This is a genomic window from Nitrosococcus watsonii C-113 (genome assembly GCF_000143085.1).
GTDB lineage: Bacteria > Pseudomonadota > Gammaproteobacteria > Nitrosococcales > Nitrosococcaceae > Nitrosococcus > Nitrosococcus watsonii.
Genome location: NC_014315.1, coordinates 2,882,230 through 2,905,439, shown reverse-complemented (window position 1 = coordinate 2,905,439; position 23,210 = coordinate 2,882,230). Strand labels below are relative to the sequence as shown.

At 52.6% G+C, this 23,210-nt stretch carries 15 protein-coding genes; 8 read left to right on the top strand and 7 right to left on the bottom strand.

The window, feature by feature from the left end; genetic code table 11:
- Positions 1-17 precede the first annotated feature (17 nt).
- The 3 genes from ruvX to NWAT_RS13295 are packed head-to-tail and all read right to left on the bottom strand — an operon-like array spanning position 18 to position 1,992.
- Positions 18-476 carry a Holliday junction resolvase RuvX gene (gene ruvX, locus NWAT_RS13305; protein WP_013221568.1) on the bottom strand — a complete coding sequence of 153 codons (459 nt, stop codon included), beginning with the start codon at positions 474-476 and terminating at the stop codon, positions 18-20.
- On the bottom strand, positions 473-1,036 hold the full coding sequence (locus NWAT_RS13300) for a YqgE/AlgH family protein (RefSeq protein ID WP_041350767.1): 564 nt from the start codon (positions 1,034-1,036) through the stop codon (positions 473-475). Before NWAT_RS13300 ends, ruvX begins: the two co-directional genes overlap by 4 nt.
- A gap of 47 nt (positions 1,037-1,083) precedes the next feature.
- Positions 1,084-1,992, bottom strand: a complete 909-nt coding sequence (locus NWAT_RS13295; RefSeq protein WP_041350766.1) for an energy transducer TonB — start codon at positions 1,990-1,992, stop codon at positions 1,084-1,086.
- A 326-nt stretch (positions 1,993-2,318) separates the two neighbouring features.
- Between NWAT_RS13295 and NWAT_RS13290 the strand changes: the two genes are divergently transcribed.
- The 7 genes from NWAT_RS13290 to NWAT_RS13260 all read left to right on the top strand — a co-directional run bounded on the left by NWAT_RS13290 (position 2,319) and on the right by NWAT_RS13260 (position 14,546).
- Positions 2,319-4,085, top strand: a complete 1,767-nt coding sequence (locus NWAT_RS13290) for an autotransporter assembly complex protein TamA (RefSeq protein WP_041350765.1) — start codon at positions 2,319-2,321, stop codon at positions 4,083-4,085.
- Positions 4,082-7,870 carry a translocation/assembly module TamB domain-containing protein gene (locus tag NWAT_RS13285; protein ID WP_013221564.1) on the top strand — a complete coding sequence of 1,263 codons (3,789 nt, stop codon included), beginning with the start codon at positions 4,082-4,084 and terminating at the stop codon, positions 7,868-7,870. Before NWAT_RS13290 ends, NWAT_RS13285 begins: the two co-directional genes overlap by 4 nt.
- Before the next feature lie 128 nt (positions 7,871-7,998).
- Positions 7,999-8,943: a glycine--tRNA ligase subunit alpha gene (glyQ, locus tag NWAT_RS13280; protein WP_013221563.1), complete on the top strand. Its 945-nt coding sequence runs from the start codon at positions 7,999-8,001 to the stop codon at positions 8,941-8,943.
- Positions 8,936-11,011: a glycine--tRNA ligase subunit beta gene (glyS, locus tag NWAT_RS13275; RefSeq protein ID WP_013221562.1), complete on the top strand. Its 2,076-nt coding sequence runs from the start codon at positions 8,936-8,938 to the stop codon at positions 11,009-11,011. Before glyQ ends, glyS begins: the two co-directional genes overlap by 8 nt.
- Before the next feature lie 60 nt (positions 11,012-11,071).
- On the top strand, positions 11,072-11,611 hold the full coding sequence (gene gmhB, locus NWAT_RS13270; protein ID WP_013221561.1) for a D-glycero-beta-D-manno-heptose 1,7-bisphosphate 7-phosphatase: 540 nt from the start codon (positions 11,072-11,074) through the stop codon (positions 11,609-11,611).
- Between the two features lie 25 nt (positions 11,612-11,636).
- Entirely contained in the window at positions 11,637-12,404 is a 768-nt protein-coding gene (locus tag NWAT_RS13265) for a lysophospholipid acyltransferase family protein (protein WP_408634630.1), read from the top strand.
- Between the two features lie 54 nt (positions 12,405-12,458).
- Positions 12,459-14,546, top strand: a complete 2,088-nt coding sequence (locus NWAT_RS13260; RefSeq protein WP_013221559.1) for a GGDEF/EAL domain-containing response regulator — start codon at positions 12,459-12,461, stop codon at positions 14,544-14,546.
- A gap of 37 nt (positions 14,547-14,583) precedes the next feature.
- Here the strand turns inward: NWAT_RS13260 and htpX are convergent, their stop codons facing one another.
- A complete protein-coding gene (htpX, locus tag NWAT_RS13255; RefSeq protein ID WP_013221558.1) occupies positions 14,584-15,468 on the bottom strand; it encodes a protease HtpX in 885 nt (294 codons plus the stop codon).
- 43 nt (positions 15,469-15,511) lie between these two features.
- On the opposite strand from htpX, the gene NWAT_RS13250 reads away from it, so the two are divergent.
- Positions 15,512-19,192 carry a hydantoinase B/oxoprolinase family protein gene (locus tag NWAT_RS13250; protein ID WP_041351033.1) on the top strand — a complete coding sequence of 1,227 codons (3,681 nt, stop codon included), beginning with the start codon at positions 15,512-15,514 and terminating at the stop codon, positions 19,190-19,192.
- Positions 19,193-19,203: 11 nt separating this feature from the next.
- On the opposite strand, the gene NWAT_RS13245 is transcribed toward NWAT_RS13250, so the two are convergent.
- Genes NWAT_RS13245 through NWAT_RS13235 form a run of 3 tightly spaced genes read right to left on the bottom strand, consistent with a single transcriptional unit; the run spans position 19,204 to position 23,054 of the window.
- On the bottom strand, positions 19,204-20,787 hold the full coding sequence (locus tag NWAT_RS13245) for a bifunctional aminoglycoside phosphotransferase/ATP-binding protein (protein WP_013221556.1): 1,584 nt from the start codon (positions 20,785-20,787) through the stop codon (positions 19,204-19,206).
- A 56-nt stretch (positions 20,788-20,843) separates the two neighbouring features.
- Positions 20,844-22,055: a multifunctional CCA addition/repair protein gene (locus tag NWAT_RS13240; RefSeq protein ID WP_013221555.1), complete on the bottom strand. Its 1,212-nt coding sequence runs from the start codon at positions 22,053-22,055 to the stop codon at positions 20,844-20,846.
- Positions 22,056-22,082: 27 nt separating this feature from the next.
- A complete protein-coding gene (locus NWAT_RS13235) occupies positions 22,083-23,054 on the bottom strand; it encodes a complex I NDUFA9 subunit family protein (protein WP_013221554.1) in 972 nt (323 codons plus the stop codon).
- Between the last annotated feature and the right edge of the window lie 156 nt (positions 23,055-23,210).

Sequence of the window (23,210 nt, the reverse complement as noted above, 5' to 3'; positions counted from 1 at the left end):
GCAGAAAAGCCGTAATGTTAGTGATGGATAGTTTGCTGTTCTGTTAGCCAAGTCTGCAAGATACATTGGGCGGCCATCTGATCGATGCCTTGGCGGCGACCAGAGGCGGAAGACTTAATATTTAACCGCTCCCGGGCCTCAACGGTAGATAAACGCTCATCAATCCATTCTATGGTCAGACCATACCGGCCGTGCAAACGACGACCAAAGCGGCGGGCTGCTTTAGTCAAAAACTGTTCCGATTGGTCCATATTAAGCGGTAACCCGACAATCAGCAAGTCAGGGTTCCATTGCCTGATGAGTTGAGTAATTTGGTTCCAGTCGGGATTGCCTTCATGGGCTTTCAGGGTTGTTAAAGGGTTAGCGCTATGGGTTATTTCTTGACCTACAGCGACCCCAATATAGCGTAACCCAAAGTCAAAGCCGAGGGCGATCCGGGGTTTTGAGGGAAAGGGGGTATCAAGGGTTGCGCTCATGCGTGTCCAATTTCTCCGGAGAGACGGGAAAGGTCAACGCCTGCCAGGGCCGCCGCTGCTTCCCAGCGTTGTTGGTAGGGAGTATCGAAAACAACCGTACTGCTGGCGGGGGTGCTTAACCAGGCATTTTCCGCTAACTCTTGTTCCAGTTGATGAGGTCCCCAGCCAGCGTAACCCAGAGCGATGAGAGTTTGTGGAGGGCCTTTCCCTTGGGTAATAGCGTCCAGGATATCACGGGAGGTGGTCATGCCCACTTCATCACCAATCTTGAGCGTGGTTTCCCAGTGGCCAATGGGACGGTGCAACACAAACCCCCGTTCCTGCTGGACAGGGCCACCCAGAAACACGGGCATCTCTCCTACTGCTTGAGGGTAGTCTTTGACTTTTATATGCTGCAGCATTTGGTCAAGCGTGATACTCAAAGGGCGGTTGATAATGATCCCCATGGCGCCATCCTGGTTATGCTCGCAGATGAGAGTGACCGTGCGGGCAAAATTGGCATCATTCAAAGCGGGCATGGCTATCAAGAAATGATTACGGAAATAGCACATTGTTTTCATGATTAAGCATCATTATACCAAGCAACATTTTTCTTGCGACCCCGGTCTTAGCGAGAACTAAAATCTTTCCCACTGTGGAATTGCCAGGTCCGGGTAATAGAAAGTATATCGTGGCCTCGGAGTACGTTGTCAGGCACGTTAGCGAAGGGGGCGGCTAAGCGTACGATTCGGATAGCCGCCTTATCTAATGCCTGATGGCCGGAAGAGTGGCGCATCACAATGTTGGCTACCGTCCCATTCGGATTAAGATCGACTACGAGGATGAGACTTCCCGAGAGTCCCCGCCGCTTGGCTTCCTCTGGATAATTCATTCTTCCGACCCGTTCTATTTTCTTGCGCCAGGCATCTAGGTAGGCGGTCGCCGCATATTCCGTGGTGCTGGAGTCCAGGTGTCGCTTACGAGGCTGATTGGCATAACGCTGAATTTCCCTAGCAAGTTGTCCTTCTAGGGCAGCGATGAGTTCTCGGGCCGAGGGACGGGGAGGAGAGATCGTTTCCGGAACTTCTGGGGAGGTGAGCGCCGGTAACTGTTGTGGCTTGCTGGTGGCAAGAGTCACCTGTTTTTGGGTGAGCAAGGGAGGTCCGGCTGCCTGTTTGGGCGGAGGACGTCTTTGCTTAGCAGGAGCTGTCGGCGCGGGCTGAATTGTGGGAGTGGAGTGTACCTGTGGAGGGGTGGCTAAAGGGGAAGGAGCCTCCGGCGCTGGTGGATGTTTTTCCTCCTTTTCGTCCTTGTCAATCCTGTTGGTTTGGGTAAGAGGGGTTGGTTTTTTCGGAGCTTCTTCTTGCTTGAAGGGAACAAGAATAATTTCCAAAGGGAGGGGGGTTGGCGTAGAGGGAGGAAAGAACTTTAGTTCATCCAGACCTAATAGCAATATTCCATGAAATAGGGCTGAGAGAAGTAAGGTCAAAATCAATGGGTAGTTTATGGTGGGGACCATGGCGCTTGGAGAGAGCATTTCTATTTTTCTATCAGTCGGTTTGGTTTACTATGCATCAGTTGAACACTGATATTGGGGTAATATAGGTATCCAATTCCAGATACAAGAGGGGATTGTTTACGTTAATATTAGTTGAAGTAATCTTATTGTAAGTTACTTAAAAACCCGCTTTTAAAAAATAGCATATTTCATGCCAAAGACCGGACTAAGCGTTGTTCAAAGGACGCACCCGCTATTCTAAAAGATATTTTAAACTGTTTCTCGGCGCACTTTAAGTATCTCATATTGAGCGACGACACCGTAGATTTGTAAACTACAGGATCGCATTTTAAAGGGATTTATCTTTGAGAATTAATAAACTAGTGTGGGCGGTCCCAGTGCGGTTTTTTTTCTGTCTCTTATTTTTTTCCCTGAAGATTGGAGCGGCTTGGTCTCAAGTCTATCTTGAAACAAAAGTGGAGGGTGTTAAAGGAGAAGTCCTGGAAAATGTTATGGCTTATCTGAGTATTGCCCACCAGAAGAAGGATGCTCAATTAGCCGAGGGAGTCATTCATCGCCTTTATGGCAAGGCGGAGGGTGAAATTAAAACAGCCCTTGAAGTGTATGGTTACTATCAGCCCCAGATCGAGGCGGAACTGCAGCAGCGTCCTAAGAAATGGCTAGCCCGCTATCGCATCGACCCGGGTCCCCGGATGAGAGTGGGAAAGGTGGATTTAACAGTCACGGGAGAGGGGGCGGAAGATCCTGCTTTCCAGGCATTACAACAGGATTTTCCTATTAAAGAGGGAGAATTCTTAAATCAAACCCATTATGAACAGGGGAAGTCGGCCTTGCAGCGATTAGCTAGCGAACGCGGTTATTTCCAGGCAAATTTTACCCAGCAGGCGTTGCGAATAAACCTGGATACGTACTCATCTGGTGCTGTTTTACGTTTTGATACGGGCCCCCGTTACCGGTTTGGTCCGGTTACCTTTACCGAAACTGTCGTGCGTCCTCAGCTCTTAGCTCGCTATGTGCCTTTCCAGGAAGGAGAATTTTATCGGAGTTCAAAGGTCGTTGAACTACAGACAGCGTTGGTGGATAGTGATTACTTTGCGGTAGTAGAAGTAGAACCTCACCCGCAACGAGCGGCAAACTTGGAAGTGCCTATATCGGTCTACTTGCAAGCAGAGAAACACAATCGCTATTCAGTAGGAGTAGGTTTTGGAACAAATACGGGGCCACGACTTAATCTGGGATGGGAGAATCGGTATATTAACCGTTATGGGCATCGTTTCAACTTTGCCTTGAATACTTCTAAAATTAACCAAACTTTCGATGCAAGCTATGTTATTCCGATCGGCAATCCCCGTACTGATCGAGTCAGTATTGCTTCGAGTATTGGCCGACGTTCAACGGTCACTAGCAATAGCCACATTGCGCTGTTTGGAATTCGGCGGATTGTTGCCCGGCCAGGTGGCTGGCAGGAAACCTTGTTTTTAGACTACCGGTTAGAGGATTTTGACGTCGGTGGCGATTCAGGTCTAGCTAAGCTTTTGATTCCAGGAATTACCTGGTTTCGGAGGCAGGCCGACGATCCTGTTTATCCCCAGCGAGGTCACCGAGTAAGTTTAGAATTACAGGGCGCTGCGCAGGAACTTCTTTCCAACAACACTTTTCTCCAGTTTACCTTGCAAGGCAAGATCATCCGGAGTTTGGGCCGCCGTAGCCGTTTGCTAGTCCGGGGGGATGCGGGCACCACTTGGGTCTCGGATTTTGCCAACCTTCCTCCTTCGGTGCGTTATTTTGCTGGGGGCGATCAGAGTATACGTGGTTATGCCTTCAGTTCTTTGGGCGCCATTAACGAGAGGGATCGAGTGATAGGCGGAAAAAATCTTCTCGTGGGGAGCGTGGAGTACGAATATCGTTTTTTGGATAAGTGGGCTGCCGCTGCTTTTTATGATGCGGGCAATGCCTTTAATGATTTTTCTTCGCTGGAGGTACAACAGGGAGCAGGGGTGGGTGTCCGCTGGATTTCTCCAGTGGGTCCTATCCGGGTGGATTTTGCCTTCGCCCTTTCTAAACCTGGTACCCCTTTCCGTCTTCATGTTAATTTAGGCCCTGATTTGTGAAGCTACTGCGCTCGATTGGCGTTTTTATTCTGCTGTTTTTAGTGCTGCTGGTAGGGGGGCTTGCCTATTTGACTTTGACCGAGGTGGGAACTCGGCAACTATTATCCCAAGTGGCCCGGGTGGTTCCGGGAGAGTTAGAAACCCACCAGGTTGAGGGGACTTTGGGGAAGGCGCTTACCCTGACTGGATTACGCTACCAGACTCCGGATTTTATTCTTGAAATCGGGTACTTTCACTTTGCCTGGCGGCCGGCAGCCTTGTTGGAGGCAACCTTCTGGGTGGAACAGCTTCATCTTCGAGAAGTTAGCTGGCGCCAAGAACGCCCAGGGGAGTCTACGGCCTCGCAAGAGCCGATAGTGCTTCCCGAAGTGCAGCTCCCTTTAAAAGTCAAGGCGGAAGATGTCCGGCTTCAAAATATTTCCTTAACTCCTCTCGAATCGTCCCCGGTGGTTATTGATGCTGTTGTTTTCAATGGGGATTTTGATGGCCAAACCTTACAAGTAGGCGAATTGGGGGTTGCTGCCCCTCAAGGACGGGTGCGGGTGAGTGGAGAGATTGCTTTTCAGGAGGCTTATCCCATGGCGTTCGCCCTGGCTTGGGGAGCGCCGGTTCCCGAGCTGGGGAAGCTCACTGGCGTGGGTAAAGTAAAAGGAGATCTTCGCCAGCTGACCCTATACCAAACAGTGCAGGCTCCCTTCCATCTGCAATTCCGAAGCAGGCTTTTTGATCTATTGGAACAGCCTCGCTGGGTTGCGGCGCTGGAGGTTCCCGGAGTCGAATTGCAGCATTTATCCGCCCAGTGGCCGGCGATACGCGTTAGCCTGGACCTTAAGGGAGCAGGAAGTTTAAAACAGTTTAAGGCGCAAGCTTCCTATCAGCTTCAGGAGGCGCAAGCAGGCACGCTTAGGGGCAATCTCTCGGTCGAACAGCTTGCCATGGGACATTGGCTCCTGGAGCGGCTGACCCTACGGCAAGTTGAAGGGCCTGCTCGGTTGGCGCTCCGTGGGGAGGTGATGATGGCAGAAGACCAGCCTCACATGAGCCTTGCGGGGCAATGGCAAGCTATGGCTTGGCCCCTGACAGGGGTAGCTCAAGTCTCCAGCAACCGGGGTCAATTGACTTTGAAGGGCTCTCCTGCCGCCTACCGGTTGCAGTTGCATAGTGCCCTTGCCGGTCAGGATATCCCTGTCAGCGAGTGGCATTTGCTGGGCACGGGTGATACCACCCAATTTGAGCTAGAGAAGCTACGGGGACAATTGTTGGATGGGGATTTGAGCGGAACGGGTCATTTCCGCTGGACTCCCGACTTGGCTTGGGAGCTGCAATTAACCGGAGAGTCGCTTAATTTGGCGAAGCAATGGCCGGAATGGCCGGGTGTGCTGTCTTTTAGCACTGATACTAACGGTGTTTTAGAGGAGAACGCCCAGGATATCACGCTTGATCTCCACACCCTTTCTGGCTCCCTGCGGGGCTATCCAGTAGCGGCCCAAGGAAGGGTTCAACGACAAGATAATACCTGGCGTATCGCCGATTTAAAATTACGCTCGGGAGATTCCCGGCTTTCTCTGGGGGGAACAGTGAGTGAGCAGCTGGCGCTAAAGTGGTATCTCTCTTCCCCGGATCTTTCCCAATTGCTGCCAGAGGCTCAGGGGGATTTGCTGGTAAAGGGCCATGCGGGAGGGCCGCTTACACGCCCGGAGCTTACCTTTCGACTCCAGGGGCAAGCCTTAGCCTATCAGGATTATCAAGTGAAATCGGTACAGGCTAATGTGGATGTGGACTTACAGGGGAAGCACTCATCGCGGGTGCGGATCGATGCTTCGAATCTCATTTTGGCAGACCAGACTCTCCGCTCTGTGGCTATTGAGGGGGGCGGCACGCCATTGCACCATAAACTGAGTCTGGCAGTGAAGGCGCCGGAGCGTTCCCTGGACCTTGGAGTCCAGGGTTCCTGGAAAGAGAAAGAGGAGGTTTGGCGGGGGGAAATTACCAAGACTGAGCTTACAGACTCACTTATAGGCCGCTGGGAGGCGCCGGGCTCCACCCCTCTTATGCTGAGTCGCAGCCAAGTTGATCTTGCTCCCTGGTGTTGGCAGCGGCAGTCTGCCCAGCTTTGCCTGGGCGGCGGTTGGCAGGAAGAAGGACCTTGGCAAGGAAGTTTCAAGCTAGCGAATTTCCCGCTAGCAATGCTAGGGCCGCTTTTACCGGAAAAAACAGCGCTGGAAGGGATGGTTGCCGGTGAAGCACAGGTCCAGGGAGAGAGCCACCTATTAGCTCAAGCCCGGATGCAGTTTGCGGTTTCCGGGGGGCAGTTGACCCAAGTGACCCCCGAGGGACAGTCTTTGCGTTTTCCTTACCAAGGTGCGGAGGCCAGACTTAATGTGGAAGAACGCGGAGGAGAAGCAAGCTTTGAGTTACTTTTAGCCGATCCTAGCGTAGCGCCAGTCAAGGCATCCTTGCGCCTGCCTTCCGCCCCTTTGGATCTGACCGCCATGGGGCAATTGCCTTTAGAAGGCCAGGTCTCAATGGCCTTTAATGATCTCGCCTTTTTGGAGACTTTGCTGCCAGAGTTGCAGGCGGTTCAAGGACGGTTGCGAGCGAATCTGACTTTGGGGGGACGCGTTGCTGTACCTCGACTGCGGGGAGAAGTGGTGCTTGAAGAAGGACGCGCCCAGGTTGTTCCCCTTGGATTAAAGTTGACGAAGATCCGGCTGCGGATGGAGGCGAGTGAGCAAGATAGGCTCGTTTTCACGGGTGGGGTACACTCGGGGGAGGGCCAGCTAGCTATTAATGGCCAGGTTCGCCTGGAACCCGAGGCGGGTTGGCCCGCTAAGGTGACGGTGACCGGAGAACGTTTTGAAGCCATGGGGACCTCGGATATCAGGGTATTGGTCTCACCCCAGTTGCAGATCACAAAGGCAGAAGAAGGCATTCGCGCGGAAGGGGAAGTTGTCATACCAGAGGCCACTCTAGTGATCAAGGATATTGAGAGCAGAGGGGGGGTGCCTGTTTCCCAAGATGTAGTGATCATATCCCAGGAAAAGGAAGCTGAAAAAAAGGCTGTGCCTATTTATGCCCGAGTCAGAATTATTTTGGGCGATGATATCGCAGTGCGGGCCTTTGGATTTAAAGGAGGAGTAACCGGTAGCCTATTGGTGACGGAAACTCCCGGGAAGCCTACCCGGGGAAGCGGTGAGCTCGAGATCGTTAAGGGCGAATATAAAGCTTATGGGCAGCAGTTACATATTCGGCGGGGCCAGGTGGTTTTTGCCGGGCCTGTTGACGATCCCAGGCTGAATGTAGAAGCCGTGCGTGAAGTAGATAATGGTAACATCGTTGTTGGAGCACGCATCCGGGGGGCTGCCAGTGAACCCGTCCTCACTTTATTTTCTGAGCCGTCAATGGATGAGAGCAATATTCTGGCCTATTTGGTCTTGGGGCGGCCCTTGACGGGAGCTTCTGGGGATGACGGGGAATTATTGGCCAAAGCCGCAACTTCTCTTGGCTTATCCGGTGGAAACCTCCTTGCTAAACGGATCGGAAAAATCTTTGGTTTGGAAGACGTGGGGATTGAATCCGCTGATAATGGTAACGGGCAGACCCAAAGCGAGATGCTGATGCTAGGCAAGCAGCTCTCGCCCAGCCTTTACATTGGTTATGGAATCGGGTTATTTGAGCGTTTTAGTTCTTTTCGCATACGCTATACCTTGAGTAAAAATTGGAGCATACGAGCCGAAACAGGTCTTGAAACTGGCGCCGATCTATTCTACAGCCTGGAGCGGTGAGAAGATGAAAGTTATGCAGCTTTGTCCATGAGTAAAAGTCCTGTCATCGTTGCTGTTTGAATTTTTCGGGACGATATACTTGCTTACTTAAATTAAAAGCCACCACGGAAAAAGAAAGGGGAGATCCTTTGACCAGCAAGTCCCGCGATATCGCAGGCACCATGCCTGCAACCTTTCAGGAACTTATCTTGCGGCTGCAACAATATTGGGCCGAGCAGGGGTGCGTGCTTCTTCAGCCCTATGATATGGAAATGGGGGCAGGAACCTTTCATCCGGCTACTTTTTTACGCGCTCTTGGCCCGGAGCCTTGGAACGCCGCCTATGTCCAACCTTCGCGCCGCCCCACGGATGGGCGTTATGGGGATAACCCGAATCGGCTTCAGCACTATTATCAATATCAAGTGGTGCTCAAGCCGTCGCCTCTGGAAATCCAAGAACTCTATTTAGGATCGTTGCGGATGTTGGGGATATCGCCTCTGGTGCATGATATCCGCTTTGTGGAAGACAATTGGGAGTCCCCAACCCTCGGTGCCTGGGGGTTGGGCTGGGAAGTGTGGCTGAATGGTATGGAGATTACCCAGTTTACTTACTTCCAGCAGGCGGGAGGGTTAGAGTGCCGTCCAGTGACGGGTGAAATTACCTACGGCCTAGAGCGGATTGCGATGTATTTGCAGGGGGTTGGCAGTGTCTTCGATTTGGTTTGGACGGAGGGCCCATTCGGGCGAGTGACTTATGGGGATGTTTTTCATCAGAATGAAGTCGAGATGTCGATCTATAATTTTGAGCAAGCCGATACAAAGAGCTTATTTGCCTGGTTTGGCAGCTGCGAGGCAGAAAGCAAGCGCTTGGTTGAAGCTGAACTTTCTTTACCTGCCTATGAAATGATGCTGAAAGCTTCTCATACTTTTAATCTTTTGGATGCCCGCCATGCCATTTCCGTGACTGAGCGCCAACGTTACATCTTGCGAGTTCGGGCGCTGGCGCGGGCGGTGGCCGAGGCTTATCTGGCGCGGCGCCAGGCTTTGGGTTTTCCCATATTAGCGGGCGTTGGTAAGGAGATAGCCTGTGACTGAGACCCGGGATCTTTTAATCGAGATTGGCACCGAAGAGTTACCTCCTAAGGCCCTGCGCAAGCTATCCGAGAGTTTGCTTCAAGAACTTGGTCGCGGACTACAGGCGGCGGGATTAATCTATGCGGATTTAAAAGGCTATGGCGCGCCGCGTCGCTTGGCGGTATGGGTACAGGCTCTGACCGTTTCCCAACCTGAACAGGTGTTGGAGCGCCGAGGGCCAGCATTGGCAGCAGCCGTTAACGAAGAGGGTAAGCCTACCGCCGCAGCTCGAGGCTTTGCCGGTAGCTGCGGGGTGCCGGTAGAGGCCCTAGAGAGTTTGAAGAATGAGAAAGGGGCTTGGCTAGTATACCGGCAACGGCGGCAGGGGGCGCCCACCCGCGAATTATTGCCGACTATCCTGGCCCAGGTCCTCCACGGGTTACCTATTCCCAAGCCCATGCGCTGGAGCGATCTCCCAGGGGAATTCATACGCCCGGTTCATTGGCTCGTCCTACTTTTTGGCGAAGAGGTGATCCCGGCGACTTTGCTGGGTGTCCAAGCGGGTCGGGAGACTTGGGGACATCGTTTTCATCATCCCGAATCCCTCTATCTGACAGAGCCTGCTGTTTATGCGTCTTTGCTGGAAACCGAAGGTAAGGTACTGGCTGATTTTACTGCCCGCCGGGAGGCTATCTATGCCCAGGTAGTGGCAGCTGCCCAGCAGATGGGCGGAAAAGCCCTGATTGAGGAAGCTTTGTTAGATGAAGTGACGGGCCTGGTGGAATGGCCTATGGCCTTGGCTGGCCGGTTTGATGAGGATTTTCTCAAACTGCCGGAAGAGGTGCTCATTGCCACTATGCAAGATCACCAGAAGTATTTTCCGGTACAGGATGAACAAGGACACTTGCTACCCTGTTTTATTACCGTATGCAATATCGAGAGCCAATGTCCAGAGGCCGTGGTAGAAGGTAATGAGCGAGTCATTCGACCCCGTCTTACCGATGCAGCCTTTTTCTATACCACTGATCGCAAGGAATCTCTGGTTAGCCGCCGCGAGAGACTCAAAAAAATTACCTTCCAAGAGAAATTAGGCACCGTTTTCGAGAGAACTGAGCGGCTGGCTAAACTTGCCGGGCACATTGCTAAGGATATTGGCGGCAATGGGGATTGGGCTAGGCGTGCTGGATTATTGTCCAAGTGCGACCTGGTGACCGAGATGGTTACCGAATTTCCGGAGCTACAAGGGAGCATGGGGCGCTATTACGCCCTCCACGACAAAGAACCTCAAGAGGTTGCCGAAGCGCTTAGAGAGCAATATCTGCCCCGCTTTGCTGGTGATGTGCTGCCATGCACTGCCCCTGGCCAGGCATTAAGTTTGGCAGATCGCTTAGATACCTTGGTGGGATTATTTGGTACCGGCACACCTCCCAGTGGTGATAAAGACCCCTATGGTTTGCGCCGGGCTGCCCTGGGTGTATTGCGTATTATTATCGAGTCCGAGCTTGCGCTGGATCTGCCTTCTTTACTCAAGTTAGCTTGTGAAACTTATCATGATCGTTTAACTGAGAACAATACCGCAGCCCACGTCTATGCTTACTTACTAGAGCGTCTTCGGGGTTATTATTTGGAAGCGGGCTTTCGGCCTGATGAAATCGAAGCGGTTTTAGCTGTGAGGCCGGACCAGCCTCTGGATTTTGATCGCCGTCTCAAAGCGGTGGCTTCTTTCCGCAAGCTGCCAGAGGCCGAATCTTTATCAGCGGCCAATAAACGAATCCGAAATATTTTGCGCAAGAGCGGGGAAAGACTGCCAGCACAAATTGAATCTGATCTACTGCAAGACTCCGCGGAGCAGACTCTTGCAGCCCAGATGTACGGCTTGGAACGGGAAGTGGTGCCCTTATTAGAGAGGCAGGATCACCGTGCTACGCTGACGGCTCTAGCCGGTTTGCGGAGCGCGGTAGATCAATTTTTTGACGAGGTGATGGTCATGGTGGAAGATCCGAAACTGCGTGCTAACCGTTTAGCTTTACTAGAGCGCCTGCAAACATTGTTCCTTCAGGTGGCGGATATTTCCCGCTTGCAGGTTTGATTTTGCTTGGGGGATGGGAGGAGGGTAAGACTGCTTGAATAAGTCAAGAGGAGAATAGCCATGCGCTTGGTTATTTTAGATCGGGATGGGGTCATCAATGAAGATTCTGACGAATATATCAAATGCCCGGCCGAGTGGATACCGATTCCTCACAGCCTGGAAGCTATCGTTCGGCTTAATCAGGCGGGTTATCAAATTATCGTTGCCACCAACCAATCAGGGATAGGGCGAGGTTTTTTTGATGTCCCTAGCCTCAACCGAATTCACAGTAAGATGCATCATCTTCTGGCGCAGATGGGAGGTGGCATCGAGGCAATTTTATTTTGCCCCCACGCCCCCGAGGAAGATTGCAGCTGCCGTAAGCCCCGCCCAGGTTTATTCCATGATCTCGCTCGGCGCCTGCGTATTCAATTAAAAGGGGTACCCGTAGTTGGCGACTCCTTACGAGATTTGCAGGCGGCCCAAGCGGTGGGTGCTACCCCCCTGTTAGTGCGTACGGGAAAAGGTAGGAGGACGGCGGAAAACCCTGATCTGCCGATGGGGGTAGAGATTTACGATGATCTAGCTTCAGTTGCTGATGCATTGCTAAAGTATGGATAAGCAAGCCCCGAAATCCAGCCGCGCCATGAGTAGAACTTCTTTTCCAGCCTTGGTGGTTCGGCAGCAATTACTTTGGCGCTCCTTTGCCTTCAGCTTGGGACAGTTTTTCTCTACCCCTATCTTCGGTCTAGTGGGTTTATGCTTGTTTTTTTTGCCTTTTCGCTATCGTTACCATTTTCTTATCCAATGGGGCCGCTTTAATTTTTGGTGGCTTAAGAAAACCTGTGGACTTAGCTTCCGCGTTCGAGGTACGGAACATATTCCTCCCGGACCTGCGGTGGTACTCTGCAAGCACCAATCAGCCTGGGAGACGATTGCCTTGCAACAGATTTTTCCACCCCAGATCTGGGTGTTGAAGCGGGAGCTTTTATGGATTCCCTTCTTTGGCTGGGGTCTCGCCTTGCTGGAGCCCATCGCGGTTGATCGTAAGGCGGGGCGCCGAGCTCTTAGACAAATTATACAACAGGGGCGACAACGTCTTGCCGCGGGCCGCTGGGTGGTAGTTTTCCCGGAGGGGACTCGGATGCCGCCTGGCATTATGGGTCGTTTTGGTGTCGGGGGCGCTGCCTTGGCCCAAGCTACTGGCTATCCCGTGGTGCCGGTGGCCCATAATGCGGGACGTTACTGGCCGCGCGGTGGGTTTATTAAATATCCTGGGGTTATTGAGGTTGTCATTGGTCCCACTATCGAGACTCAAGGTAAATCCGCGACTCAAGTTAATCAGGAAGCGCACGATTGGATAGAAAGAACCATGAAGGCAATCGACCCGCCAAGTCTTACGGAATTCCATTAAATATCCTAATAGGGGGTGAATCTAATTACACCGACTGAGAGCACTGAAAATCCAATGTTAAGTCCCCATAATACGGTGCGGTTATTGATTGTGGATGCCTCCTTTGAGGATGCGGAAATGGTGACGAACCTGTTGCGCAAGCTGGGATTTGCGGCGCGAGCCTCTCGGGTGGAGGAAGTAGAAGAATTTCGGGGGGCAGTAGAGGAGCAAAGTTGGGATATTATCGTTTGCGCAGCCATGCTGCCGCAATTCAGTGTAGCGCAGGTAGCTCAGATCCTTCTGCAATCGGAGAAGGATATCCCGCTTATTATTATAGTGGATGAAAAAATTGACTCCGATGATATCGATGAAATGTATGCTGCCGGTGTACGGGATGTAGTGTTTAAGAGCCGACCCCTCCGTCTTCAATCTGTTATTAGGCGCGAACTCCAGGATCTGGAAAACCGCCGGGTGCGCCGCCATAGTGAGATGGTTTTAGAGGAAAGCGAGCGCCGGGTCCGCGCCTTGCTAGAGAGCTCCCGGGATGCGATAGGCTATGTGCATGAAGGCATGCATATTTATGCGAACCGGGCTTACCTGGAGTTGTTTGGCTGTCATGAACTTGATGAAATCGAGGGGATGCCCCTACTGGATATGATAGCTCCCGAGGAGCACGGCCGTTTTAAAGTTTTTCTTAAGGAATATGGCGCTAGCGAGGGGGAAAATGCCCGTTTTACCCTGCAGGCGCGCAAAGCGGATGGCCATACTTTTACCGCGGCCTGGGAATTGACTCCCGCGAGTATTGAAGGTGAGTTTTGCACCCAAATTGTCATTCGAGATGAAACTTCCGATCCTGCTGCGGAGGAAAAGATTAAGCAGGTTCAGCAACGAGATATATTAACCGGCCTTTTTAGCCGCCCCCATTATCTGGAATTAATAGAAAAACGGGTACTTGCAGCCAGGGCGGGAGATAGGGAGAGTGGTTTGCTCTATATCGCCATCGATCAATTCAATCGCGTCAGGGCGCGGGTTGGGATTGGAGCCAGCGATTTGGTCGTTGTTGATGTGGCTCGAATTCTACAACAATATTGTGATGAAAAAGTCATTCTGGCTCGTTTTGGAGATGATATTTTTACTCTTTTACTTCCCCATGGAAGTGATGAGCAAGAGGACGCTTTGGCTGAACAGTTGCGTCAGGCCGTGGATCAGCATTTAGTGGAGATAGGTGAACGTAGTGTCAATGTGACTTGCAGCATCGGGATTTGCCGAATAGGAGAAAGCGCGCCGGGGGTCCAGCAAATACTAGAGCGAGCCCATAAAGCATGCCTTAAAGCTCAGGAGGCAGGTGGCAATCGGATTGAGCGTTATAGGCCGGTGATCGAGGACCTTACCGATCAGGAAAAAATAAAGCGATGGGAAGCTCAACTCTGGGAGGCTATGAATAAGGATGGTTTTTCTCTGCTCCATCAACCTATAGTTAGCCTCCACGGGGAGACCGAAGAGATTTATGAAGTTTTGTTGCGCATGATCGATGAAGCCGGCAATTATGTGCTTCCAGAAATATTCCTGGAACCAGCCGCTCAGCTTAAATTGATGGGCGAGATTGATCGTTGGGTAATTGCCAAGGCCATTAGTGTTTTGCACAGCCGACATCAAGTAGGCCAACTTACCCGGTTTTTTGTTAAATTGTCTGATCCTTCTATCCATGACAAAAAACTCTTGCCTTGGCTTAAGAAACATTTGCAAGAGAGCGGGCTGGATGCCCGCTCGCTAATTTTTGAAATCAGCGAGCGTTCCGCCCTCAATTATTTAAAACGAGTGCAGCAACTTGCTGAGGGACTTCGAGCTTTAGGGTGCCAGTTTGCCCTGGAGCATGTTGGTACAGGGTTGGATACATCCAATTGTTTGAAACATATTAAAGTGGATTATCTTAAAATTAACGGCGCTTTCATAGAAAACCTTCTCCAAGATGAGCAGAACCAGGAGGCTGTTAAAACCATCATTGAAATGGCCAAGGAGGTCGGTAAGCCCACCATCGCTGAATTCGTTTCCGATGCTAATACGCTAGCCCTGCTTTGGCAATTTGGCGTGGATTATGCCCAAGGCCATTATATTCAGGAACCCAATGAGTTTCTAAGCTATGAGTTTTCTGGCGGTATCTAATCTTAATTTTTCTAGCTCCAAGAGTTAACTTCTCTTATTAGCGTTCGGTTCGAAGTGCGGCGATCCGCTCTTCAATGGGCGGATGGGACATGAATAGGCGCTTCCATCCTTGAGATCTCCCCCCCGCTATACCAAAAGCCTGAAGCTGATCTGGAAGACCCTCCTGGGCCATCCTGCCTAGCCGTTCCAGCGCTGCGATCATTTTTTCCTTGCCCGCCAGCCGTGCCCCTCCCGCATCTGCCCGAAATTCACGTTGGCGGCTAAACCACAGGACAATGAGGCTGGCAAGGATGGCAAGCACCATTTGCGCGATGAGAGTGGTAATGAAAAAAGCGGGGCCATAACCGCGCTCGGTTTTAAAGACAACCCGATCTACTAAGTGGCCGATAATTCGGGCGAGAAAAATTACGAATGTGTTGACAACACCCTGAATCAAAGCCAAGGTCACCATATCGCCGTTCGCTACATGACTAATTTCATGGCCTAATACCGCCTCTACTTCCTCTTGATTCATGCGCTCCAAAAGACCACTGCTCACGGCCACCAGGGCGGCATCACGATTCCAGCCGGTGGCAAAGGCATTAGGTTGCGGCGAGTGGTAAATGGCCACCTCTGGCATATCTATCCCCACGGTTCGGGCGTGACGCTGAACGGTCTCTAGCAGCCAAGTCTCAGTGGCGTTACGGGGGCGTTCAATCACCTGGGCGCCGGTGAGGCGCTTAGCGGTAAACTTAGAGATTGCCAGGGAGATTAAAGAGCCGCTAAAGCCAATGATTGCGGCGAATATGAGCAGAGCGTTAAGGTTAAGATCGGTCCCTTGCTGATTGAGCAGGCTCTCAATTCCGAGAAGCCGCATGGAAATGCTAAGCACCAGCAGGACCGCAAGGTTAGTCGCCAGAAAAAGTAGCACGCGTTTTATCATTGATAAAAGCTCCTTACAAGAAGTGCTGATGGGATCATATTATATGAGGGAATTGCTTACGTATTTCAAGCGAATCGTGTTGCCGTCCGGTAAGGTGGATAGGCCACAATCTTGGAAAAAGCAACGCCTTTGGCAGTTTTGGATTGATCGGGGCGGGACTTTCACCGACATCGTGGCGCGGCGGCCGGACGGCCGCCTGTTAACCCGTAAACTCTTATCAGAGAATCCTGAACATTATTCGGATGCAGCCTTGCAAGGAATCCGGGATCTTCTCGGCGTAGCTAGGGATCAACCCCTTCCCGGCGCGCAGATCCAGGAAGTGCGGATGGGCACCACCGTGGCCACCAATGCCCTCTTGGAACGCCGGGGGGAGCGCACTCTGCTTCTGATTACCCAAGGCTTCCGGGATGCACTGCGCATCGGTTATCAGAGCCGGCCGAAGCTATTTGCTCGTCATATCCTCCTGCCGGAGTTGCTCTATGAGCGGGTGGTCGAGGTTGAGGAGCGTCTTTCGGCCCAGGGTGAAGTGCTCACTCCCCTTAACCTGGACAGTGCCCGCCAACCTTTGGAGACAGCCTATCGGGAGGGTATCCGCACGGTGGCCATCGTTTTTTTGCATGGCTATCGCTATCACGAGCACGAGCAGCGGGTAGCGGAATTGGCCCGAAAGATAGGCTACACTCAAGTCTCCCTCTCCCATGAGGCCAGCCCTTCGATGAAGCTTGTTGGCCGGGGTGATACCACCGTGGTTGATGCCTATTTGTCGCCCATTCTCAGGCGCTATGTGGACCATGTGACTCGGGAACTGGGGGATACCCACCTGCTGTTTATGCAATCTAATGGCGGTCTGGTTGACGCTCATTTCTTCCAGGGCAAGGATAGCATCTTGTCAGGGCCGGCCGGGGGCATCGTCGGCGCGGTGCGGACCGCCATCAGCGCAGGGTTTCACAAGATCATCAGCTTTGACATGGGTGGCACTTCCACCGATGTCGCTCACTATGATGGCGGATACGAGCGCGCCTTCGAAACAGAAGTGGCTGGAGTGCGCATGCGCGCGCCGATGCTGCGTATCCATACCGTGGCGGCTGGCGGCGGTTCCATTTGCCAATTCGATGGGGCGCGTTTCCGGGTGGGGCCCCAGTCGGCCGGCGCCAATCCGGGGCCGGCCTGCTACCGGCGAGGGGGGCCAATTACCATTACCGATTGTAATGTCATGGTGGGTAAAATTCAGCCAGCATATTTCCCCCAGGTTTTCGGACCCAATCAGAATCAGCCTATTGACCGGGACATCGTGCGGCAGAAATTTGAAACCCTGGCTACTGAAATCAAGGCTGCTACTGGGAAAAGCCTCTCGGCAGTGGAGGTCGCCGAGGGATTTCTGAAGATCGAGATTGAGAACATGGCCAATGCCATCAAGCAAATCTCCACCCAGCGTGGCTACGACGTTACCGAATACGCCCTATGCTGCTTTGGGGCTGCGGGGGGGCAGCACGCTTGCGGAGTGGCCGACGCCCTGGGGATAAAGACCGTGTTTATTCATCCGCTGGCGGGTGTGCTTTCAGCCTATGGGATGGGTTTGGCTGAATTGCGGGTGATTAAGCAACAGCCTATCGAAGCCCTCCTTTCTGCCTCGCTCGTCGCCCCTATGGAAGCGGCGTTTCAGGAATTGGAGACTGAGGGTCGCATGGAAATGCGGCAACAGGGTGCCGGAGAGAGATCTATTCGGGTAGAAAGAAAGGTCCATCTGCGCTATGAAGGCAGCGATACTGCGCTCATCGTCAGTTTTGGCGATCTTCAGGCGATCCGTGCGGATTTTGAGCAAGCCCATCGGCAATACTTCGGTTTCATCATGCTTGAGAAAGGTCATGTTGTGGAAGCAGTAGCCGTGGAGATCATTGGCGGCACTCAGGCAGCCGAAGATAAGATCAGGGGGACGTTCCCCTACCGGGAGCCGGCGAGGCCGATAGATGCCGTCGCCATATATGCCAATGGTAGCCGTTATTCTACCTCGGTTTACAAGCGCGAGGGGCTGGGAGCTGGTGCCTGTATTAGTGGCCCAGCCCTTGTCATCGAGAGCCATGCCACCACGGTCATTGAACATGGCTGGCAGGCTGAAGTCACCAAAGGCAATCATCTGATCTTGACGCGGATGGAGCCGTTGCCCGTACGTTTCGCCGTGGGTACCGAGGTGGACCCGGTGATGCTGGAGGTGTTTAATAATCTATTCATGGCTATTGCCGAACAGATGGGCGTTACTTTGGCTAATACCGCTTACTCGGTAAATATCAAGGAACGCTTGGATTTCTCCTGCGCGGTGTTCGATAAGGACGGTCAGCTAGTGGCCAATGCCCCCCATATTCCGGTGCATCTGGGTTCCATGGGGGAGTCGGTACAAACGGTGATTCGCCGCAATAGGGGTCACATCCGTCCTGGGGATGTGTATGTCTTGAACGCCCCCTACGACGGCGGCACCCACCTGCCGGATGTGACGGTGATCACCCCGGTGTTCGATGAGCAAGGTACCGAGATCTTGTTCTATGTGGGTTCCCGGGGGCATCAGGCGGATATTGGCGGCATGACTCCCGGCTCTATCCCTCCCGATAGTAAAACCATCGCGGAAGAGGGCGTGATCATCGACAATTTCAAGCTGGTCGATCAGGGCTGTTTTCGAGAAGAAGAACTCGTTGAACTGCTGACCTCAGGCCCTTATCCGGTGCGTAATTTTAAACAAAATCTGGCTGATTTACGCGCCCAGGTTGCCGCCAATGAAAAGGGCATCCATGAACTGCGGCAAATGGTGAAACACTTTGGCCTAGGAGTAGTACATGCCTATATGGGGCATATCCAAAACAATGCCGAGGAGCAAGTCAGGCAGGTTCTAGCCGCCTTCAAATCCGGCGAATTTAGCTACCAAATGGATAATGGGAGTCGTATCCATGTGGCTATTACCATTAACCGGCAGCAGCGTTCCGCCAGCTTGGATTTTACCGGCACTTCGCCGCAGCAAGCGAACAATTTTAACGCCCCGGTGGCGATTTGCCAGGCAGCGGTGCTGTATGTTTTCCGCACCCTGGTGGAGGAAGATATTCCCCTCAACGCTGGCGGTCTTAGGCCACTGGAAATGATGATCCCTGAAGGTTGTCTGCTCAATCCTCGTTACCCGGCCGCAGTTGTTGCTGGCAATGTGGAAACCTCCCAGTGCATCGTTGATGCTTTGTATGGTGCTTTGGGGGTCATGGCGGCGGCCCAGGGGACCATGAATAACTTCACCTTCGGTAATGAGCGCTATCAGTATTATGAGACTATTTGCGGTGGCAGCGGGGCGGGGCCGAACTTCGACGGCACTTCCGCGGTGCATACCCATATGACCAATACCCGCCTGACCGATCCGGAAGTCTTGGAGTGGCGTTTTCCCGTGCTGGTCGATGGATTTTATATCCGTGCAGACTCCGGTGGCGGTGGCCGGTATCGGGGCGGTGATGGTGTAGTGCGGCGGATTAAATTTCGTGAGGCCATGACGGCTTCCATTCTTTCTAACCGCCGGCAAGTGCCCCCCTTTGGGCTGGCCGGGGGTCAACCAGGGACGGTGGGGTGCAATTACGTGCTCCGGGCAAACGGCACTAGGGAAATGTTATCTAGCACGGGGAGTATTGAAATGCAGCCGGGAGATGTGTTTGTTATCGAAACGCCGGGAGGGGGAGGATATGGCTCCCGGGAACCATAACAAATTTCTCCCTATTCGGCTTTAAGGGTTTTTTCCCCGGTGAGGACTTGGAGTTGCTGGATGACTGTCTCCATGGCCTCAGCCTGGGAAGTATCAATTGCCAGGGTGATTGCTTGCTCCGCCTTGGTCAAGGGCTCATGAGTGGCTTGTTGATGTTCCAGAACAGCGAGATCAGCGTCGGAGGCATCCTGATTCTTATGCTGGCGCTCCCGTATCCGTTGCGGTAGCAGCCGAGGATCGCAATGAAAATCCAAAATAGTAAAGGGTATGCCAAGCTTATTAGCTAGATCCTGGAAGATTTGGCGTTGTTGCTGCTTAAGAAAAGCCCCATCCACAATGAGAGGGTAGCCTGCTTTCAGGACTGCTTGGGCAAGTTGCTGAAGGTGCTGATAAGTCTCATGGGTGGATGCTGGGGAATACATCCCGATGCCAATCCCTTTATTGTACCGATTCCGAGGTTGCAAACCATGGCGACGCTTGCGTTCAATATCCGAGCGTAAATGAATGATACCGAATCGTTCGATGAGAGGCTGGCTCAAGGTGGTTTTGCCGCTACCAGAAAAGCCATGGGTAATGAGCAAAAAAGGTCTGGCCGGCTGGATATAGTGTAAAGCCAGATTCAGATAATCGCGGCAGTGTTCCTTAATAGCTTGGATGTCTGGAGGCATTTGTCCTAGGCGGATAGCGGTGACTTTCGCCCGGACCAGAGCGCGATAAACCTGGTAGTAAGCAAGCACCGCCAAGCCTGGATAGTCGCCGCTGCGCTCCAGGTAGCTATTCAAACAACGGTGGGCCAAATCTGGACGGCCCCGCTTTTCCAAATCCATGAGCAGGAAGGCAAGCTCGTTCATGACATCGATCCAGCGCAGGTTCTCGTTAAACTCAATCCCATCAAAGATAATGAATTGATCCTCTCTTAGGGCGATATTCCCCAGATGCAGATCACCGTGACATTCCCGGACAAAGCCCGCTTTTTGGCGATCGGTGAATTCTGGTTGTAGTTGTTGCCATTTTTCCTCCGTCCAGCGCCGGAGGCACGCCAATTTTTTTTGATCTTCCGCTTCCTTAAGGAAAATCTCCATCTGTTGAAAATTTTCCAGGGCAGGCTGCTCTATGGCTTCGGGCGCACCATAAGGGCTGTCCCGTGGAGCGATTGCAACCTTTTGATGAAAGGCAGCAACTTTGCCAGCTAAATCTTCCACCCGCTTCGGGGATAATTCACCCCGTTGCAAGCAGTAGTCCAAGCGGGTCTGCTGGGGGAATTGGATCATCTTGACCGCGTATTCTATCGGGGTGCCGGTTCCTCCGAGGTGGGGCTGGGCCGTACTGCCGGTGATAGGCACTACTTCCAGGTAAATTTCGGGCGCAAGCCGCCGGTTGATTCGCAGCTCTTCGTCACAATAGTGACGGCGCTTGTCCAAGGTAGAAAAATCAAGAAAACCCAGATTAAGGGGTTTTTTGATTTTGTAAGCATAGGGTCCAGTCAGTACTACCCAGGAAATGTGGGTCTCAATGACGGTCAGGTTCTCCACGGCATGATGGTAAATTCCAGGTTGCTGCAGGCGTTCAATCAGCGTGTCTAGCTGTTTAGCCATATATTTCTCCTTGTTAAGCAAGCAAGCTTGAGTGTGTTTGATTGAACTAACCTTGTTCAGTGCGTGATGGCTTGTTTTATAGCTTTTATTCGCTGTTGCTGGAGTTCTCTTGCAATCGCCTCTCCTTGCAAACCGGCCGCCACCAGAGGACGGGCTGTTACCGCGGCGGCCGCGCGAAAGGCTAAACGAAGTCGATTAGCCTGGGGATAGGCGCGGTTTTCTAGCCCAGAACGGCCTCGGGCATCCGCTTCACAGGCCAGTAAAAACTGCTCAAATCGGGGAGGTCGCCGGAAGGCGTCGACTCTATTGAGCAGTTTAAGGATTGTACCAGGACGCAATTCCTGGGCTTGGTGAACCAGATTATGGTAACGGGCCACTTGAACTGCGAGGGCTTGATAAGCCTTGGGGATTCGCAAGCGTTGGCACAGGGTAAGAACCAGCGCGACCCCCCGCTCTCCATGGTCATAGTGATGAGGCCATTCATGGGGGGGCGTTTGCCCCTTGCCCAGATCGTGAGTTAAAGCAGCGAAACGGACTTGGGTATCCGAGCTTAAGTGAGTGGCTATCTCTAACACTTTCAGCGTGTGGATGCCGGTGTCAATTTCCGGGTGATAGCGTCGAGGTTGGGGGATACCGAATAGACATTCAATTTCAGGGAAAATCCGTGCCAGAGCCCCGCAAGCCCTAAGGATTTCAAAAAAGCGCCTGGGATAGGACTCACCCAAGGCCCGTTCTAGTTCCTTCCACACCCTTTCGGGCACTAAGTGATCAGCCTCGCCGGCGGTCACCATTGCTTCCATAAGGGCCAATGTTTCGGGGGCCACCTTAAAATCAAAGCGGGCGGCAAAGCGGGCCGCCCGAAGGATACGAACCGGATCTTCCGCAAAAGCCGGCGAGACATGACGCAAAATTCCCCGCGCTAAATCCTGCTGTCCTCCAAAGGGATCTAAAAGACTGCCGTCGGCGGCCTCGGCAATAGCATTGATAGTCAGATCCCGGCGTTGCAAATCTTCCTCCAGGGTAACATCAGGAGTGGCATGCACCTCAAAGCCCTTATAGCCCGGCCCGGTCTTCCGCTCGGTCCGGGCCAGAGCGTATTCCTCTTGGGTTTGGGGATGAAGGAAGACTGGAAAATCCTTTCCCACCGGACGGTAGCCCTGAGCGAGCAGGTGAGCTGGGGTGGTTCCCACGACCACATAGTCCCGCTCCTTGACGGGACGTCCCAGGAGCTTGTCACGGACGGCGCCGCCTACCAGATAAGTTTCCATAGCAGGACCTTCTAGGTGCGAACTGGTTTATTCGTCACGCTGGGCATGCCGCCGTAGTTCAAGGTACTGGGATCTTTGGTTAGCTTGGCCTAAGTACCCCGGGACGATGGCATCAATAGCCGTGGGCGCAATCCCCAGCTCATGCAGTCCATTTTGGTGACAAATACTGGGTGCCTGTAAAGAGGCATAATTATCCTTGGAAAAAGGTTTCCCTGGCACATACTCAAAGATGCTGGCCTGAATACGGCTAAGTTTATCGGAAAGCCCGATGACTCGCCGTTTGAGCTCCAGTACCTGGGCCGTATATTCAACCAGTTGTTTGAGGGTATAAATTTTGGGACCGCATAGCTCATAGCGCTGGCTAAAATCTTCTTTATCCGCGAGGGTGCGGGCGAAGGCTCGTGCTACATCCCCCACGTAGACGGGAGCAAAGCGAGCCTCTGGGCAAGCCAAGGGAAAGATAAAGGGTGAAAGTTTGAGCAAAGTACCGAAACGGTTGAAAAAGCTGTCTCCAGGGCCAAAAATAACAGAAGGCTGGAAGATCGTCACTTCAAGTCCCTGCTTCGCTAAGGCTAGAACGCGGTTTTCCCCTTCCCCTTTGCTGCGCAGATAATAACTAGCGCCCTGGTTAGCGTCGGCGTTGAGTGCGCTCATGTGCAGCAGCCGCTTGATGTCCGCATCTAGACAAGCCTGGGCCACTTTTTCTGGGAGATCGGCGTGCACCTGGCGAAAGCCATGGCCGTCGTTATATCTTTTTTCATTGAGGATGCCAATTAAGTTAATGACGCTCTGGCAGCCCTTAAATTGAGCCGCAAGCTGGGCCGGATCGTGAACATCGGTTTCCTTAAGCCGCAAGCCCGGCAGGACGAGTAGATCACGGTGCCGCTGCCAGTGCCGGGTAAGTACCCGCACCTTATAGCCTTGCTCCACCAAGTGGGCGCTTAGCCACCGGCCCACGAAGCCTGTACCTCCCAGGATGCAGACGGTCTGTATGTTCATCAGTATAGTTGTGCTCCGTTACGCTTAGTTCAAGATTAAAGTCAGGATGGGCTCAATTATAACGCGATTACTTTACATCATCTAAAGATTACCCTGCTATTCAATATGTTGCGAACATAAGTCCTGTTTCCTTTTAGCCAGGCGGCAGTCTAGCCT

Coding starts and splice junctions, on each gene's coding strand:
- ruvX (WP_013221568.1), bottom strand. CDS start 476: ATGAGCGCAACCCTTGATACCCCCTTTCCCTCAAAACCCCGGATCGCC.
- NWAT_RS13300 (WP_041350767.1), bottom strand. CDS start 1,036: ATGAAAACAATGTGCTATTTCCGTAATCATTTCTTGATAGCCATGCCC.
- NWAT_RS13295 (WP_041350766.1), bottom strand. CDS start 1,992: ATGCTCTCTCCAAGCGCCATGGTCCCCACCATAAACTACCCATTGATT.
- gmhB (WP_013221561.1), top strand. CDS start 11,072: ATGCGCTTGGTTATTTTAGATCGGGATGGGGTCATCAATGAAGATTCT.
- NWAT_RS13265 (WP_408634630.1), top strand. CDS start 11,637: ATGAGTAGAACTTCTTTTCCAGCCTTGGTGGTTCGGCAGCAATTACTT.
- NWAT_RS13260 (WP_013221559.1), top strand. CDS start 12,459: ATGTTAAGTCCCCATAATACGGTGCGGTTATTGATTGTGGATGCCTCC.
- htpX (WP_013221558.1), bottom strand. CDS start 15,468: ATGATAAAACGCGTGCTACTTTTTCTGGCGACTAACCTTGCGGTCCTG.
- NWAT_RS13250 (WP_041351033.1), top strand. CDS start 15,512: ATGAGGGAATTGCTTACGTATTTCAAGCGAATCGTGTTGCCGTCCGGT.
- NWAT_RS13245 (WP_013221556.1), bottom strand. CDS start 20,787: ATGGCTAAACAGCTAGACACGCTGATTGAACGCCTGCAGCAACCTGGA.
- NWAT_RS13240 (WP_013221555.1), bottom strand. CDS start 22,055: ATGGAAACTTATCTGGTAGGCGGCGCCGTCCGTGACAAGCTCCTGGGA.
- NWAT_RS13235 (WP_013221554.1), bottom strand. CDS start 23,054: ATGAACATACAGACCGTCTGCATCCTGGGAGGTACAGGCTTCGTGGGC.